Below are 13,977 nucleotides of genomic sequence, written 5' to 3' on the forward strand. Positions count from 1 at the left end.
CAATTCACCGTCCAGTTGCTATACCTTGGTTATTCAACTGGATGCCGCGCATGCCCTTGTTCATCGCCACCGTGCGTCAAATTATCAGCAGTCCCTGGTTGCAGGCAGTACTGGTGGCGCTGGCCAGCGCCAGCGTGCTGCTGGCGGCCAGCGTCGGCGTGTCGGTGCAACAAGCCAGGCAGCATGAAAGCGCGCAGATGAACGCGCGCGGCGAGCGCTTCCTGGAGCGCCTCGAGCAAATCTTCGGGCAGTTGCGCGAGGGCGTCGATCATTTGCAGGCGGTCGCCGGCCGCCAATGCGACGCGCCCATGCGCCAGGCCCTGCGCGAAGTGGAGTTGAACTATCGTTTCGTCTACGAGGCGGTCTATCTCGACGGAGCCGTCGCGTGTTCCAGCCGAGGTGGCGGCCAGGTCATCCGGCCTGATCGCGCCCCCGATATCCAGGGTCCCACCTACAGCTATTGGCTCAATACCTCAGCCGAGCCCAACGACAACCTCGCTGCGCTGGTACTGGGACGAGGTTCGTTCCTGGTCTCGACTTCGCGCGGACACCTGGCTGACGCGGTGGACCTGCCGCAGGGCGGCAGCCTGCTGGTGGTGCTCGATGGCGGCCGGCGCGCCATCCCGGTCCTGGGCCCGCCGCAGCCCTGGCCCCCGACGCCCGACTGGCCACCGCCCTCGCCCAAGGCCCTGCTCGAACTCAGCGATCGCCTGATTTACCGCATGCCCACCCAGTTTCCCGACTATCAACTCGTGCTCATCGTGCCCCGGCAGAGCCTGCCCCTGCCGGGCGACACGTTGCTGTGGCTGATGATCGGCGCCAGCCTGCTGTTGGCCAGCCTGCTGGGATGGCTGACGCTGCGCCTGATTCGTCGCCGCCGCTCATTGGGCGCGAAGCTGCGCAAGGCCCTGCGGCGCGGAGAGTTACAAGTGCTGTACCAGCCCATCTTCGAGCTCGACAGCCGCCGCTGTGTGGGCGCCGAAGCGCTGGTGCGCTGGCGGCGTGCGGACGGCAGCCTGACCAGCCCGGAGCTGTTCATTCCGCTGGCCGAGGACACCGGGCAGATCCAACAGATCACTGACTTCGTGCTGCAGCGTGTGTTGGAGCAACTGAGCCCGCTGTTGCGGGCTCATCGTCATTTGTACATTTCGATCAACCTCGCCGCCTGCGACGTGATGCTGCCGCGCATCGGTCATGTCGCCGCGCGGCTACTGGCCCAGCACCGTGTGCCCGCGCAGCAACTCGCGTTCGAAGTCACCGAGCGCAGCCTGGTCGATGTGGTCGCTGCGCGCGATACCTTGCAGGCCCTGCGCGCAGCGGGTCACCAGATCCTGATCGACGACTTCGGCACCGGCTATTGCAGCCTGTCGTACCTGCAGACCCTGCCGGTGGATGGCCTGAAGATCGACAAGGCCTTCATCGAGGTGCTCGGCCAGGACACGACCAATGGTGCCATCGCCCCGCACATCATCCGCATGGCCCATGACCTGCACTTGCGGGTGATCGCCGAAGGTATCGAGTCGGAAGCGCAGGCTGCGTTGCTGGCCTTGGAGGGGGTCAAGCATGGACAAGGATGGTTGTTCGCCCATCCGCTGAGCGCCCGGGAGCTGATCGACTCGATCGGTCTCGGGCGGCGGGTGCAGCCGCGTTGGCGCAAGGCCAAGCCCTGAGCGGCCCGCCTGCGCTCGTCTTCAGACCGGCAGCGCCATGTAGAACTGCGTGCCCTGCCCTGGCCGGGAGAACACGCCCATGCGCCCGCCATGCAGTTGCACGATCTCTTTGCACAGCGCCAGGCCCAGGCCGGCGCCACCTTTCTTGCGCCCGACCTGCACGAACGGTTCGAAAATCCGTCCCTGTTGGCCGTAAGCGATGCCCTCGCCATCGTCTTCGACACTGACGATGACGCGCTCGGCATGTCGCCGTGCATGCAGGCGGATGTGACCGCCGCTGGCGGTGTGGCGGATGGCGTTGTGCAACAGGTTGTCCAGTACTCGGTCCAGTTGCGCGGCGTCGGCCTGGATGCGCGGCAAGGGTTGCTCGAGCTCGCTGACCAGCTCAATCTGTTTGTCCGCGGCCGATTCGGCGAAGCGCGCCTGCGCCCGCTCGAGCAGTTCGTCGATGGCGCAAGGCGCCAGCTCCAGCTTCTGCAAGCCGTTCTGGTAGCGGGAGAAGTTGAGCAGGTCGTTGATCAGTTGGGTCAGGCGCTGCATTTCTTCGCCGATGGTGTCGAGCAGATCGTGCTCGCGGGCCTCGGGTGGGAACTTGACCCGCTCGCGCAGCAGGCCGAAGGCCATGTGCATGCCGGTGACCGGTGTGCGCAACTCATGTGAGGCGCGCAGGACGAACTCGCTGCGCACGCGCTCGAAGGCGCGCTGCTCGGTGACGTCGTGCAGCACCATCACTGCGCCCAGGATCGGTCCTTGAGGGTGGCTGACCGGGGTCAGGCTGAAGGTCAGCAACCGGGTTTCTTCGTCGATCTCGATGCTCAGGTCTTCCGGCGCACGGTCCAGGCTGCCGCCGCGCAAGACCTGGCGAATCTGCTGCTCCAGCTCAGGTCGATTGAGTGCTTCGGCCAGGCTGCTGCCGACCCGCGAAGCATCCCAGCCCAACTGGCGCTGAGCGACCGGGTTGAGGTGCTCCAAAAGGCCCTGGCGATCGATGATCAGCAGGCCGTCGTCGATGCTGTCGAGCACTGCCTGCAAGCGCTGCTGCCCGGCCAGCAGTTCGTCGACATTAGTGGCCTGGTGCTTGCGCAGGGCGTCGGCCATCAGGCCGAAGCGGCGTGTCAGCAGGCTGAGCTCATTGGCTTGAGTGATCGGCAGGGTCACCTCGAAGTTGCCCTGGCCGACCTGGTCGGCGGCCTTGGCCAGCGCCTCGATCGGCTGGCCGAAGCGACGCGCCAGGTTGTGCGCGGTGACGAAGCCCAGCACCACGACCGTCAGCCCCATCAGGCCGAGCACTCCGCTGACCAGCAATGCGCGCTCGCGGGTGTGCTCTTCACTGCGGGCGATCTGCTCCAGGGCCTGGCGATGCGAGTCGATCAGGTCGTTGCGCACTTGGTTGAAGGCAGCGCCCAGTGGGTTATCCAGGCCCATGCTGCGCCACGGCTCGGGGCTGTCGCGGTAGGCCCGGAGAAAGGTTGGGTAATGGCTCTGCGCCTTGCCAAAGCCCGTGCGCTCGCCGCCCTGCTCCAGACCGGTCGCCAACAGCGTGCTGAAGCTGTCCTGCAGGTGGGTCAGGCTTTTCGGATCGGTCTGCGGGTCGAGTATCAGCGTCAACTGCTCACCCAGGTTCTGCCGCAGCTTCAGGCCGATGTCCAGGGTGTGATTGGTGTCGCGCACCATCTGCTGCTGCACCGAGGCCATCTGCAGCACGCTGATCAGCCCCAGTGTCAGGCCCAGCAGCGCGACGGTCACCAGCGCCGAAAGGCTGAGGAACAGCCGCGTGCGCAGCTTCATGTGCCACTTCACAGGTTGTACTGCTTGCGTTTGCGGTACAGCGTCGAGGCGTCGATGCCGAGCGTCTTGGCGGCTTGGTCGAGGGTGTCGCTGGCGGCCAGCACTGCACCGATGTGCGCGCGTTCCAGCTCGTCCAGGCTCAGGGCTGCGCCGACCCGTGGGGCGTTGCCGGTGGGTTGCTCGCCCATGCCCAGGTGGGTGATTTCCACGCGCTCCTGCGGGCAGATGATGCTGGCGCGTTCGATCACGTTGCGCAGTTCGCGGATATTGCCGGGCCAGCGGTAATTGAGCAGTGCCGAGCGGGCTTCGTCGCTGAAGCCGCGGGCCGGACGCGAGTATTCCTTGACGAAGCGCGCCAGGAAACGGTCGGCCAGGGTGAGGATGTCTTCGCTGCGCTCGCGCAGGGGCGGCAGGTGCAACGTGATGACGTTGAGGCGGTACAGCAGGTCTTCGCGGAAGCGACTCTCGCGCACCATTTCCTCGAGGTTGAGGTTGGTTGCCGCCAGGATGCGCACATCGGCGCGACGGGTGACCGGATCGCCCACCCGCTCGTATTCCTTGTCCTGAATGAAGCGCAGCAGCTTGGGTTGCAGGGTCAGCGGGAAGTCGCCGATCTCGTCCAGGAACAAGGTGCCGCCATCGGCCTGGTTGACCCGTCCAAGGGTGCTCTCGCTGGCGCCGGTAAAGGCCCCGCGGGTGTGACCGAACAGTTCGCTCTCCATCAGCTCGGCGTTAAGCGACGGGCAGTTTATGGTGACGCAGGCCTTGCGTGCGCGTTTGCTCCAGCCGTGGATGGCGCGGGCCAACTCGCCCTTGCCGGTACCGGATTCGCCGAGGATAAGAATGTTGGCATCAGTGGTGGCCACCTGCCGCGCGGTTTCCAGCACCGCCATCATTTGTGGGCTGTGCGAATCCAGGCCGTCCTTGGGTTTGCGCACTTCGCCTTCGAGCGCTTCCAGTCGAGCCGACAACTGCCGCACCTCCAACTGCTTGGCGGTGGCCAAGCGCAGTTGATCGGGGCTGCAGGGCTTGACCAGGTAATCGGCGGCGCCGGCCTGGATGGCGTCCACCGCGGTGTCGATCGCCGAGTGTGCGGTGACGATGACGACCCGCATCCATGGCGCCTGGATACGCATTTGCGCCAGCACATCCAGGCCATTGTCTTCACCCAGGCGCAGGTCGAGGAAGCACAGATCGAACACCTGGCGCTGCAGCAGTGTCTCTGCCTGGGCAGCACTGTTGGCCGTGGCGACGTTGTAGCCCTCGTCTTCGAGGCAGTAACGGAAGGTACGCAGGATCGCGGACTCGTCGTCCACCAGCAGAATGCGGCCTTGGTTATCCTGGGCTGATTCCATTTTTCCTGCGCTCCTGTGGGAATGATCTGGGTTAGTGTCGGAAAAATCGGGCAAGTTGCATGGTCGATTCTGAAGGATTACGCCCTATGCATGCTAGCTGTTGCCTAGGTTATTGGTTAACCGATTGAAATAGTTAGGTTTTTTAAGATTTTTCAGCCTGGCATGCAGGTTGCGATGAGCGTGGGATTTGTCACGAATAAAGGAGAAGCCCAATGTCTTTGTTCTCGCGTCATACCGTCCTGGCCGCCAGCCTGTTGTTGGCGGCGGTCCCCGCCTTTGCCGATTCCGTACAGGACGCTCGCCTGGAGGGCGCGGTGCAGACGGCGGTGTCCCTGAATAAACTGCTCAACCCGTTCCGCATCGAAGTCCAGGTCGAGGGCGCCCAGGCCCGCCTCAGTGGCGAGGTGGAAAACCCGGTCGAGCGTGATCTGGCAGAGCGCGTGGCTCTGGCCACCCGGGGTATCGAGCGGGTGGACAACCGGCTGCGGGTCAATCCGCAACTGGCCGAGCGACCGCTGGAATTGCGGGCCTATGCCCAGCGCCTGGAAGACGCCACCCTCACTTCCGTCATTCGCGCTCGGCTGTTGTGGAGCCGGGTCACCGAGAAGGCGCCGATCGAGGTCGAGAGCCGCGAGGGCGTGGTGACCATGCGTGGGCGAGTGGACAACGTCGAGGCCAAGGAACAGGCCGGGGTGATCGCCCGAACGACCGAGGGTGTGTATCTGGTCAATAACCTGATCAGCCTGGACTCGGCCGCCATGGCGCTGGCCCGCGACAAGCCATTGACCGCGCCGAGCGGGCCGCAGCCCAGCGATGCCTGGATCATCGACAAGGTACAAAGCAGCTTGCGCTTCAGTCGCAATCTGGACGGCCCGAATATAAAGGTGGCGAGCCAGGACGGCATGGTGCGCTTGTCCGGTGAAGTGGTGAGTAATGAACAGAAGTCCATCGCGGTGCAGATCGCCGGGCAGATCCTAGGCGTTCGTGGGGTCGACGCCGACCTCTTGAAGGTCGCGAGCAAGGTCGAGGGGTGATCGTGCAAAACGCACGGGCTGCACGACGTCATCGTGCAGGATACGTTCCCCAGTGTTTTTGATTTATTTTTTAAGTAATTGATTCATAAGGTTTTTTATTTGATTAAAAACCTGGCATGCAGGCTGCAATACCTACTGCAAGAGTTGGATAACAACATTTGCAGGAGTCGCCGGCATGAATCGCCAATCCGTCAATCGTTCGCAGGTCGCCGCGTTGTCCGTACACCCGATGGTGTATCTGGTTGTGGCTCTGGTACTGACCCTGGCTGCCGGCCTGTTCTACCACAGCGTGCAGACCGCACGTCTGGCCGATCAGGTGGCTGCGCAAACAGCGCTGCTAGCGCAACTTCGCACCACCCACGCCAACACTTTGGTTCGAGCCGCTCAACCGCTGCCGGCGACCAATGCTTCGCCGGCTACGGTCGAGCGCATCGTTCCACAAGAGCGCTGGGTGTTCTGACGGCACACCGATTCAACCCTGGAAAGAATCCCGAAAAGAAAGGAGAAACACCATGCTGAGCTGGGCTATCACATTCCTGATCATCGCTATCGTCGCCGCAGTGCTGGGCTTCGGTGGTATCGCCGGCGCCGCGACCGGTATCGCCAAGATCCTGTTCATCGTGTTCCTGGTGCTGTTCGTCGCTTCCTTCTTCTTCGGACGCGGACGTCGATGAAACAGATGCTCCGCAATGTTCTGGCCACCGCCCTGCTGCTGGGCGGTGCGACCGGGGCGCTGGCAGGTAATGACGGTCAGATGCGAGTGGGCCAGCTGCTAGGGTCTGACGAGCAGTATCGGCAGGCTTGGCAGAAGGCGATCAAAGGAGAGGAGCGGTTGCCCGAATGGGTGATCAACCTCAGCGGCAGCTCGAATGAGCAGATGTCCGCCGTCACCGAGGACGGTGACAAGTACATGGTCGGGCCGCTCTGCGAGTCCGAGACCAACTGCAAGTACAAGCGTTTGATCGTAGCGTTCAGCTGGGACAAGGATGATGCCTACGCAATGTTGGTCGAAGTGCCCGAAGGCCTGCCTTCGGACAAGTCGCCAACGCGGCATGCTGATTACCGCTGGCTGGGTAAACCGGACGAAGGCATGCAGCAGTTGCTCAAGGAGCAGCTCAAGCGTGACCCGAACTGGTACTGACCAGCGGTCGTCGTTTGTAATCAGATGGAAGCCTGCAGCCTTCAAGCTTGCGGCTTCCATGATGCGCGGCGCCGATGAGGGGCTGCACATGACCAGGGGCCGGGCCGCTTTGATCGATTCAGGGTCGGAGTGGCCTAGGGGTACAGGGAGTACCTCCGATGAGGGCCGGGTCAGGAGCGACAGCATCGGAAGATCCAGGTCAGTGCGGGCACATGCAGACCCGTTACGCTGACCTGGCTTCCGGAGCGTCCACTGATCGTTTCAAACGCTGCTTTACGCAATTTCCCGCCGAGACACATTTTGTCTCAACCGTATGTCGAAAAAAATCCTGCGCTTCGGTTCTGCCAGTGGACCGTGAAAGTGCCGATTCGGATTGTCGAACACCCTCCTTTTAGCGCTCTGCCCATCTGGTCATTTCGGCCGTGAAATGGCAAGTCGGTCGTGTTCGGAAAACCGAATACGGGGATTTTTCAGCGGCTGTATTGGCCGAAATAGCCGCTTCTGTTATGCCGATTCGGCATGGGGTAGTCGTTTACGGCATTAGACTGGTCTGGCCCTCGTCGCAATAGTTGCGCCTTTTTCGCAAGCCCGAGCGTTCTTTCGCTCGCTGGCGGCGGCCTTCCAAGCGGGTCGCCGGACGGAAGCCCATCGCTGGCCGTTTCATTGCCGAAGGCTCTGGGACGCGCTTTATAGTCGGGCAACCCAAGACCACTACAACAAAGGTAATGACATGAAGAAGGCAAAACTGAGCCTCGCCTGGCAGATCGTGATCGGTCTGGTACTGGGCGTTGCAGTCGGCGCGCTACTGAATCATTTCAGTGCAGAAAAGGCATGGTGGATCAGCAACGTCCTTCAGCCCGCCGGCGACATCTTCATTCGCCTGATCAAGATGATCGTCGTCCCGATCGTGATTTCGTCGCTGATCGTGGGTATCGCCGGGGTTGGCGATGCGAAGAAACTGGGCAGCATCGGTCTGAAGACCATTCTCTACTTCGAGGTGGTGACCACGATCGCAATCGTGGTGGGCCTGGTCATGGCCAACGTGTTCCATCCGGGTGCCGGTATCGACATGAGCACCCTCGGTACCGTCGATATTTCCAAATACCAGGCCACGGCGGCCGAGGTGCAGCATGAGCATGCGTTCATCGAAACCCTGCTCAACCTGATCCCGTCGAACATCTTCGCCGCGCTGATGCGCGGAGAAATGCTGCCGATCATCTTCTTCTCGGTGATGTTCGGCATGGGGCTGTCGTCGCTCAATGCCGAGCTGCGCGAGCCGCTGGTGCGGACCTTCCAGGGCGTGTCGGAGACCATGTTCAAGGTCACCCACATGATCATGAACTACGCGCCGATCGGTGTGTTCGCCCTGATCGCCGCCACGGTCGCCAGCTTCGGCTTCGCCTCGCTGCTGCCGCTGGCCAAGCTGGTGCTGCTGGTGTACTTCGCCATCGCCTTCTTCGCCTTCATGGTGCTGGGTCTGGTGGCGCGGGTGTTCGGCTTCTCGATCATCAAGATCATGCGCATCATGAAAGACGAGCTGATCCTCGCCTACTCCACGTCCAGCTCCGAGACCGTGCTGCCACGGGTGATCGAGAAGATGGAGAAGTACGGCGCGCCGAAGTCGATCTGCTCGTTCGTGGTGCCCACCGGCTACTCGTTCAACCTCGACGGCTCGACCCTGTACCAGAGCATCGCGGCAATCTTCATCGCTCAGCTGTATGGCATCGACCTGTCCATCGGCCAGCAACTGATGCTGGTGCTGACCCTGATGGTCACCTCCAAAGGCATCGCCGGTGTGCCGGGCGTGTCCTTCGTGGTGCTGCTGGCGACCTTGGGCAGCGTGGGTATTCCGCTGGAAGGCCTAGCGTTCATCGCCGGTGTCGACCGCATCATGGACATGGCCCGTACCGCCCTGAACGTGGTGGGCAACGCCCTGGCCGCGGTGGTGATCGCCAAGTGGCAGGGGATGTACGACAGCGCCAAGGGCGAGGCGTACTACAACTCGCTGTTCCAGGCCGGCGGCAAGCCACACGCCGTGGCGACGGGCAAGACCGTCAACCAGTAAACCTGGCGTTGCACCCAAGAGCCCCGACCTGTCGGGGCTTTTTGCATGGTGCGGAGGGGTCGGGTCGCCCCCGTTTGCGCTATCATTCCGGCATTTTTCACAGGGGAACAGGCGCATGCTCAACGGCCTTTGGCTCGGCTTCTTCGTGGTAGCGGCCATCTCCGCCCTGGCCCAGTGGCTGGTGGGCGGCAACGCCGGGATCTTCGCTGCCATGGTCGAGAGCATCTTTGCCATGGCCAAGCTGTCGGTCGAGGTCATGGTGCTGCTGTTCGGCACCCTCACCCTGTGGCTGGGTTTTCTCAAGATCGCCGAGAAGGCCGGCATCGTCGAATGGCTGGCCAAGGTACTCGGCCCGCTGTTCGCCCGCCTGATGCCCGAGGTGCCGCCTGGCCACCCTGCCCTGGGCCTGATCACCATGAACTTCGCCGCCAACGGCCTGGGCCTGGACAACGCCGCCACACCCATCGGCCTGAAGGCCATGCGTGCCTTGCAGGAGCTCAATCCCAGCAGCACCACGGCGAGCAATGCGCAGATCCTGTTCCTGGTGCTCAATGCCTCGTCCCTGACCCTGCTGCCGGTGACCATCTTCATGTACCGCGCCCAGCAGGGCGCCACCGACCCGACCCTGGTGTTCCTGCCGATCCTGCTGGCCACCAGTGTCTCGACGCTGGTCGGTCTGCTGTCGGTGGCGGTGATGCAGCGCCTGCGCCTGTGGGATCCGGTGGTGCTGGCCTACTTCATTCCCGGCGCGCTGCTGCTGGGTGGTTTCATGGCGTTTCTCGGCACGCTGTCGGCGGCGGCACTGGCCAGCCTGTCGTCGATCCTCGGCAACCTCACGCTGTTCGGCGTGATCATGCTGTTCGTGGTGATCGGTGCGCTACGCCGGGTGAAGGTCTACGAGGCGTTCGTCGAGGGCGCCAAAGAGGGCTTCGACGTCGCCAAGAGCCTGCTGCCGTACCTGGTGGCGATGCTGGTGGCGGTGGGTGTGCTGCGCGCCTCCGGGGCGCTGGAGCTGGCGCTCGATGGCATTCGCCACGGCGTCGAATGGCTGGGGATGGACAGTCGTTTCGTCGAAGGCTTGCCCACGGCGCTGGTCAAGCCGTTCTCCGGCAGCGCCGCGCGGGCGATGCTGATCGAGACCATGCAGACCCAAGGCGTCGACAGCTTCCCGGCGCTGGTGGCAGCCACGATCCAGGGCAGTACCGAAACCACCTTCTACGTGCTGGCGGTGTACTTCGGCGCGGTCGGCATCCAGCGTGTGCGCCACGCCGTGGGCTGCGCGCTGCTGGCCGAGCTGTCCGGGGTGATCGCGGCGATCTGCGTGTGCTACTGGTTCTTCGCCTGAGCCTGAAACCCTGAAGCCTGGGTCACGGTCCAGTCCACCACCTGGCGCGCCAGGGTGTCGCCTGCGGCGCCGAAGCCACTGACCACCGCTGGTACCTGCCTATCGCTCAGCGGCTGGCGCACTTCGAAGCGCTGGCTGGCGAGAATGCGCTGGCTACGTCCCTGCACCAGTCGGGCGTCATAGCGCATCACCACGTCTACACCGGCCGAGCCGTACTCGCTCTGAAATGCCTGCAGTTCGCCGACCAGTTCGTAGTCGGCCTGCAGGTTGCTGTCATCGGCGCTCAGGCGCTGCACCCGGCCATCGCGCTGGAAGGCATCGAGCAGCCGGTTGCGTACCAGCAATGGCACCGGATCGCTCCAGCGCGCGCCCTTGTAGCTGCTGATCACGTCGCCTGCGGGAATCACCGCGATGCGCGACCCCGACAGCGCTTCACTGGCCAACGGCTTGTTCAAACGCAGCGACCAGTTCACGGGTGTGGCGGTGTGGGTGGCCTGATGCACCGGCAGGCGATAGACATCGCTCGGCTCGCCTTGCGGCAGGATCGAGCAGGCGGCCAGGCTCAGCAGGCTGGCCACGGCGAGCAGGCGTAGAGGCGATTTCACGGCTGGAACTCCTTGTTCGGCTCGCGGCCCAGCAGGTAGCCGCTGGGGTCGGCTTCCAGGCGCCGCGAAATGCCCTTGAGGGCGTTGAGCGTCTCACGCAGCTCGCGGATGGCGGGGGCCAGTTGGTTCAAGCCTTGGGCACCGTCGTCCAAGGCTTCGCGGTTGTGCGAGAGCAGTTCGTTGATGGTCGCGGTGCTCTGCGCCAACGACTGCATGGCCTGCTCGGCGCTGCCGATGGCCTGCTTGCCCTCGCTGCCAAGCAGGCCGTTGGCGCTGCGCATCAAGGCTTGGGTCTCGGCCAGGGTGGCATTGGCCTGCTTGCCCACCTGGCCCAATTGCTCGATGGCCTGGGCGATGCCGCCTTTCTGGCTGGCGAAGGCCCCGGTGGTCTGCTCGAGGTTGGCCAGGGTGTTGCTCAGGCGCTCGATGTTGGTGTCGGAGAACATCTGGTTGGCGTTGTGCAGCAGCAGGTTGACGTTGGTCACCAGGTCGCTGCTGTCGTCGAGCAAGCGCGAAATCGGCGAGGGCGAGGCGACGATTACGGGCAGCTGGCCGTCCTTGCCTTTGAGCGCCGGACTCTGTGGCGTGCCGCCGCTGAGCTGGATGAAGGTGTTGCCGGTCACGCCGGCCAGGGTCAGCTTGGCCTGGGTGTCCTGCTTGACCGGCGTGTCGGCGCTCAGGCGGATCCGGGCCAGCACGCGGCGCGGGTCCTGCGGGTCCAGGCGCAAGCTGCTGACGTCGCCGACCTTGATGCCGTTGTACTGCACCGGGCTGCCACGCGACAGGCCCGACACCGCCTCGCTGAAGACCACTTCGTAGTCGTTGAACGCGTCGTCGACGCTGGACTTGGCCAGCCACAGGCCGAACAGCATGGCACCGGCCACCACCAGCACGGCGACCAGCCCGATGAGAACGTGATGCGCGCGGGTTTCCATGCTTCAGTGCTCCTGTGCCCCGCCGGCAGCGGCCTGTGCCGCCGCCCGCCCGCGCGGGCCGTGAAAGTAATGGTGAATCCAGGGATCGTCCGCCTGTTCGACTTCGGCCAGGGGACCGGCCACCAGCACCTTCTTCTGCGCCAGCACGGCGACGCGGTCAGTGATGGTGTACAGGGTGTCGAGGTCGTGGGTGATGAGCAACACCGACAGGCCCAGGGCGTCACGCAGCGTCAAAATCAGCTGATCGAAGGCCGTCGCACCGATCGGGTCCAGCCCGGCCGTGGGTTCGTCGAGAAACAGGATGTCGGGGTCCAGCGCCAGGGCGCGGGCCAGGGCGGCGCGCTTGATCATGCCGCCGGACAGCGCAGCCGGGTATTTGTCCGCCGCGCTGATGGGCAGCCCGGCCAGCGCCAGCTTGACCCCGGCCAGATGCTCGGCGTCGGCGCGCGACAGGCCGGCGTGCTCGATCAAGGGCAGTGCGACGTTTTCGGTAATGGTCAGCGAGGAGAACAGCGCGCCCTTCTGGAACAGCACACCAAAACGCCGTTCCAGGCTGGAGCGCTGGTCGTCATTCAGTGCGTTGAGGTCCTGGCCGAATACCCTCACCTGGCCCTCGTTGGGTCGACGCAAGCCGACGAGGCTGCGCAGCAGCACCGATTTGCCGCTACCCGACCCGCCGACCACGGCGAGGATTTCGCCGCGATACAGGTCCAGGTCCAGCCCGTGGTGCACCACCTGACTGCCAAAGCGGTTGCACAGACCACGTGCCTGGATCACCGGTTCGCCCTTGCCGATCACCAGCCCATCTCCATGAAGAACAACGCCGCGACGGCGTCCAGTACGATCACCACGAAGATCGACTGCACCACCGCCGAGGTGGTGTGGGCGCCGACCGACTCGGCGCTGCCACTGACCTTGAACCCCTCCAGGCAGCCGATGGCGGCGATCAGGAAGGCGAAGAACGGCGCCTTGAGTAGGCCGACCAGGAAATGCTGCACACCGATATCGCTCTGCAGCAGGGACAGGAACATCGCCGGCGGGATGTCCAGCGACAGCGCGCAGACCACCGCACCGCCGACCATGCCGCAGAGCATGGCGACGAAGGTCAGTAGCGGCAGGGCGATCAGCAACGCCAGCACCCGAGGCACCACCAGCAGCTCGATCGGGTTCAGGCCCAGGGTGCGGATGGCGTCGATTTCCTCGTTGGCTTTCATCGAGCCGATCTGCGCGGTAAAGGCGCTGGCGGTGCGCCCGGCCATGAGGATGGCGGTGAGCAGCACGGCGAATTCGCGCAGGAAGGAGAACGCCACCAGGTCGACGGTGAACACCGTGGCGCCGAAGTCGGCCAGCACGGTGGCCCCGAGGAAGGCGACCACGGCGCCGACCAGGAAGGTCAGCAGGGCGACGATGGGGGCAGCGTCCAGACCGGTCTGCTCGATGTGTGCCACCACCGGGGTGAGGCGCCAGCGGTGCGGCTGGAACAGGCGGGTGGCGAGCGTGGCCAGGATCAGGCCGACGAAGCCCAGCAGTTGCCGGGTGTCCTGCCACAGTGTGTCGACGGCGCAGCCAATGCGCGCGAGCAGTTGCAGCAGCACGGGCTGCTCGGGTTCCTTGAGCGGGATGCAGTAGTCCTGCAGCGAGCGATAGACCGTCTGCAGCAAGGCGCGGCTGGCGGCGGGCAGTTCGTGGGTGCAGTGCGCCAGGCGTTCGGCGCCCAGCAGCTCGGCCAGCAGCGAGGCGCCCGCCGTGTCGAGGCGGCCAAGCTGGGTGAGGTCGACCTGAGCCTCGGCGCCGTATTGGTCGCGCAGGCGCTCGCTGTCTCGCCGCAGGCGAGCGTAATGCTCCAGGGTCCAGTCACCGGTGATGGCGAGTCGCGTAGGGTGCTGGCGCGTGTCGAGGGTGACGCTGGGCTCCATGTCTTTGGCTCTGCACGACGGCGGTGGGGCAGATCATAGCCTGTTGCAGTGGTGGTGGCTGCATCGCCGGACAAGCCCACTTCCACAGCTCCCTGTGGGAGCGGGCTCGTCCCGCGATGAAGA

At 64.2% G+C, this 13,977-nt stretch carries 13 protein-coding genes; 7 read left to right on the forward strand and 6 right to left on the reverse strand.

Features of this window, described 5'->3' with window-relative positions:
- The first annotated feature begins 50 nt into the window (after positions 1-50).
- A complete protein-coding gene (locus tag GKC70_RS00380; protein WP_342650122.1) occupies positions 51-1,670 on the forward strand; it encodes an EAL domain-containing protein in 1,620 nt (539 codons plus the stop codon).
- 21 nt (positions 1,671-1,691) lie between these two features.
- Here GKC70_RS00380 and GKC70_RS00385 read toward each other — a convergent pair whose 3' ends face one another.
- Together GKC70_RS00385 and algB are read right to left on the reverse strand one after the other, a co-directional pair.
- On the reverse strand, positions 1,692-3,470 hold the full coding sequence (locus GKC70_RS00385; protein WP_342650123.1) for a KinB sensor domain-containing domain: 1,779 nt from the start codon (positions 3,468-3,470) through the stop codon (positions 1,692-1,694).
- On the reverse strand, positions 3,467-4,813 hold the full coding sequence (gene algB / locus GKC70_RS00390; protein ID WP_039582036.1) for a sigma-54-dependent response regulator transcription factor AlgB: 1,347 nt from the start codon (positions 4,811-4,813) through the stop codon (positions 3,467-3,469). The genes GKC70_RS00385 and algB overlap by 4 nt, the downstream gene beginning before the upstream one ends.
- A 212-nt stretch (positions 4,814-5,025) precedes the next feature.
- On the opposite strand from algB, the gene GKC70_RS00395 reads away from it, so the two are divergent.
- From GKC70_RS00395 to GKC70_RS00420, 6 genes are all read left to right on the forward strand, one after another.
- A complete protein-coding gene (locus GKC70_RS00395) occupies positions 5,026-5,847 on the forward strand; it encodes a BON domain-containing protein (RefSeq protein WP_342650124.1) in 822 nt (273 codons plus the stop codon).
- A gap of 175 nt (positions 5,848-6,022) precedes the next feature.
- Positions 6,023-6,307, forward strand: a complete 285-nt coding sequence (locus GKC70_RS00400) for a hypothetical protein (protein ID WP_039582031.1) — start codon at positions 6,023-6,025, stop codon at positions 6,305-6,307.
- A gap of 52 nt (positions 6,308-6,359) precedes the next feature.
- Positions 6,360-6,521: a DUF1328 domain-containing protein gene (locus GKC70_RS00405; RefSeq protein ID WP_023532363.1), complete on the forward strand. Its 162-nt coding sequence runs from the start codon at positions 6,360-6,362 to the stop codon at positions 6,519-6,521.
- The gene (locus GKC70_RS00410) at positions 6,518-6,988 is read left to right on the forward strand and encodes an inhibitor of vertebrate lysozyme family protein (protein ID WP_029613191.1); all 471 of its coding nucleotides are present in this window, start codon (positions 6,518-6,520) and stop codon (positions 6,986-6,988) included. The genes GKC70_RS00405 and GKC70_RS00410 overlap by 4 nt, the downstream gene beginning before the upstream one ends.
- A 730-nt stretch (positions 6,989-7,718) precedes the next feature.
- Positions 7,719-9,053, forward strand: a complete 1,335-nt coding sequence (gene gltP, locus GKC70_RS00415; protein ID WP_342650125.1) for a glutamate/aspartate:proton symporter GltP — start codon at positions 7,719-7,721, stop codon at positions 9,051-9,053.
- A gap of 115 nt (positions 9,054-9,168) precedes the next feature.
- Entirely contained in the window at positions 9,169-10,398 is a 1,230-nt protein-coding gene (locus GKC70_RS00420) for a nucleoside recognition domain-containing protein (RefSeq protein ID WP_039582022.1), read from the forward strand.
- On the opposite strand, the gene GKC70_RS00425 is transcribed toward GKC70_RS00420, so the two are convergent.
- Genes GKC70_RS00425 through GKC70_RS00440 form a run of 4 tightly spaced genes read right to left on the reverse strand, consistent with a single transcriptional unit; the run spans position 10,380 to position 13,854 of the window.
- On the reverse strand, positions 10,380-11,003 hold the full coding sequence (locus GKC70_RS00425) for an ABC-type transport auxiliary lipoprotein family protein (RefSeq protein WP_342650126.1): 624 nt from the start codon (positions 11,001-11,003) through the stop codon (positions 10,380-10,382). The two genes, GKC70_RS00420 and GKC70_RS00425, sit on opposite strands and share 19 nt — an antisense overlap.
- Positions 11,000-11,938: an MlaD family protein gene (locus GKC70_RS00430; RefSeq protein ID WP_342650127.1), complete on the reverse strand. Its 939-nt coding sequence runs from the start codon at positions 11,936-11,938 to the stop codon at positions 11,000-11,002. Before GKC70_RS00430 ends, GKC70_RS00425 begins: the two co-directional genes overlap by 4 nt.
- 3 nt (positions 11,939-11,941) lie before the next feature.
- Entirely contained in the window at positions 11,942-12,736 is a 795-nt protein-coding gene (locus GKC70_RS00435) for an ATP-binding cassette domain-containing protein (protein ID WP_342650128.1), read from the reverse strand.
- A complete protein-coding gene (locus tag GKC70_RS00440; protein ID WP_039582014.1) occupies positions 12,733-13,854 on the reverse strand; it encodes an MlaE family lipid ABC transporter permease subunit in 1,122 nt (373 codons plus the stop codon). Before GKC70_RS00440 ends, GKC70_RS00435 begins: the two co-directional genes overlap by 4 nt.
- Positions 13,855-13,977 lie beyond the last annotated feature (123 nt).

Source organism: Pseudomonas sp. REB1044 (assembly GCF_038813925.1).
Taxonomy (GTDB): Bacteria; Pseudomonadota; Gammaproteobacteria; order Pseudomonadales; family Pseudomonadaceae; genus Aquipseudomonas; species Aquipseudomonas boreofloridensis.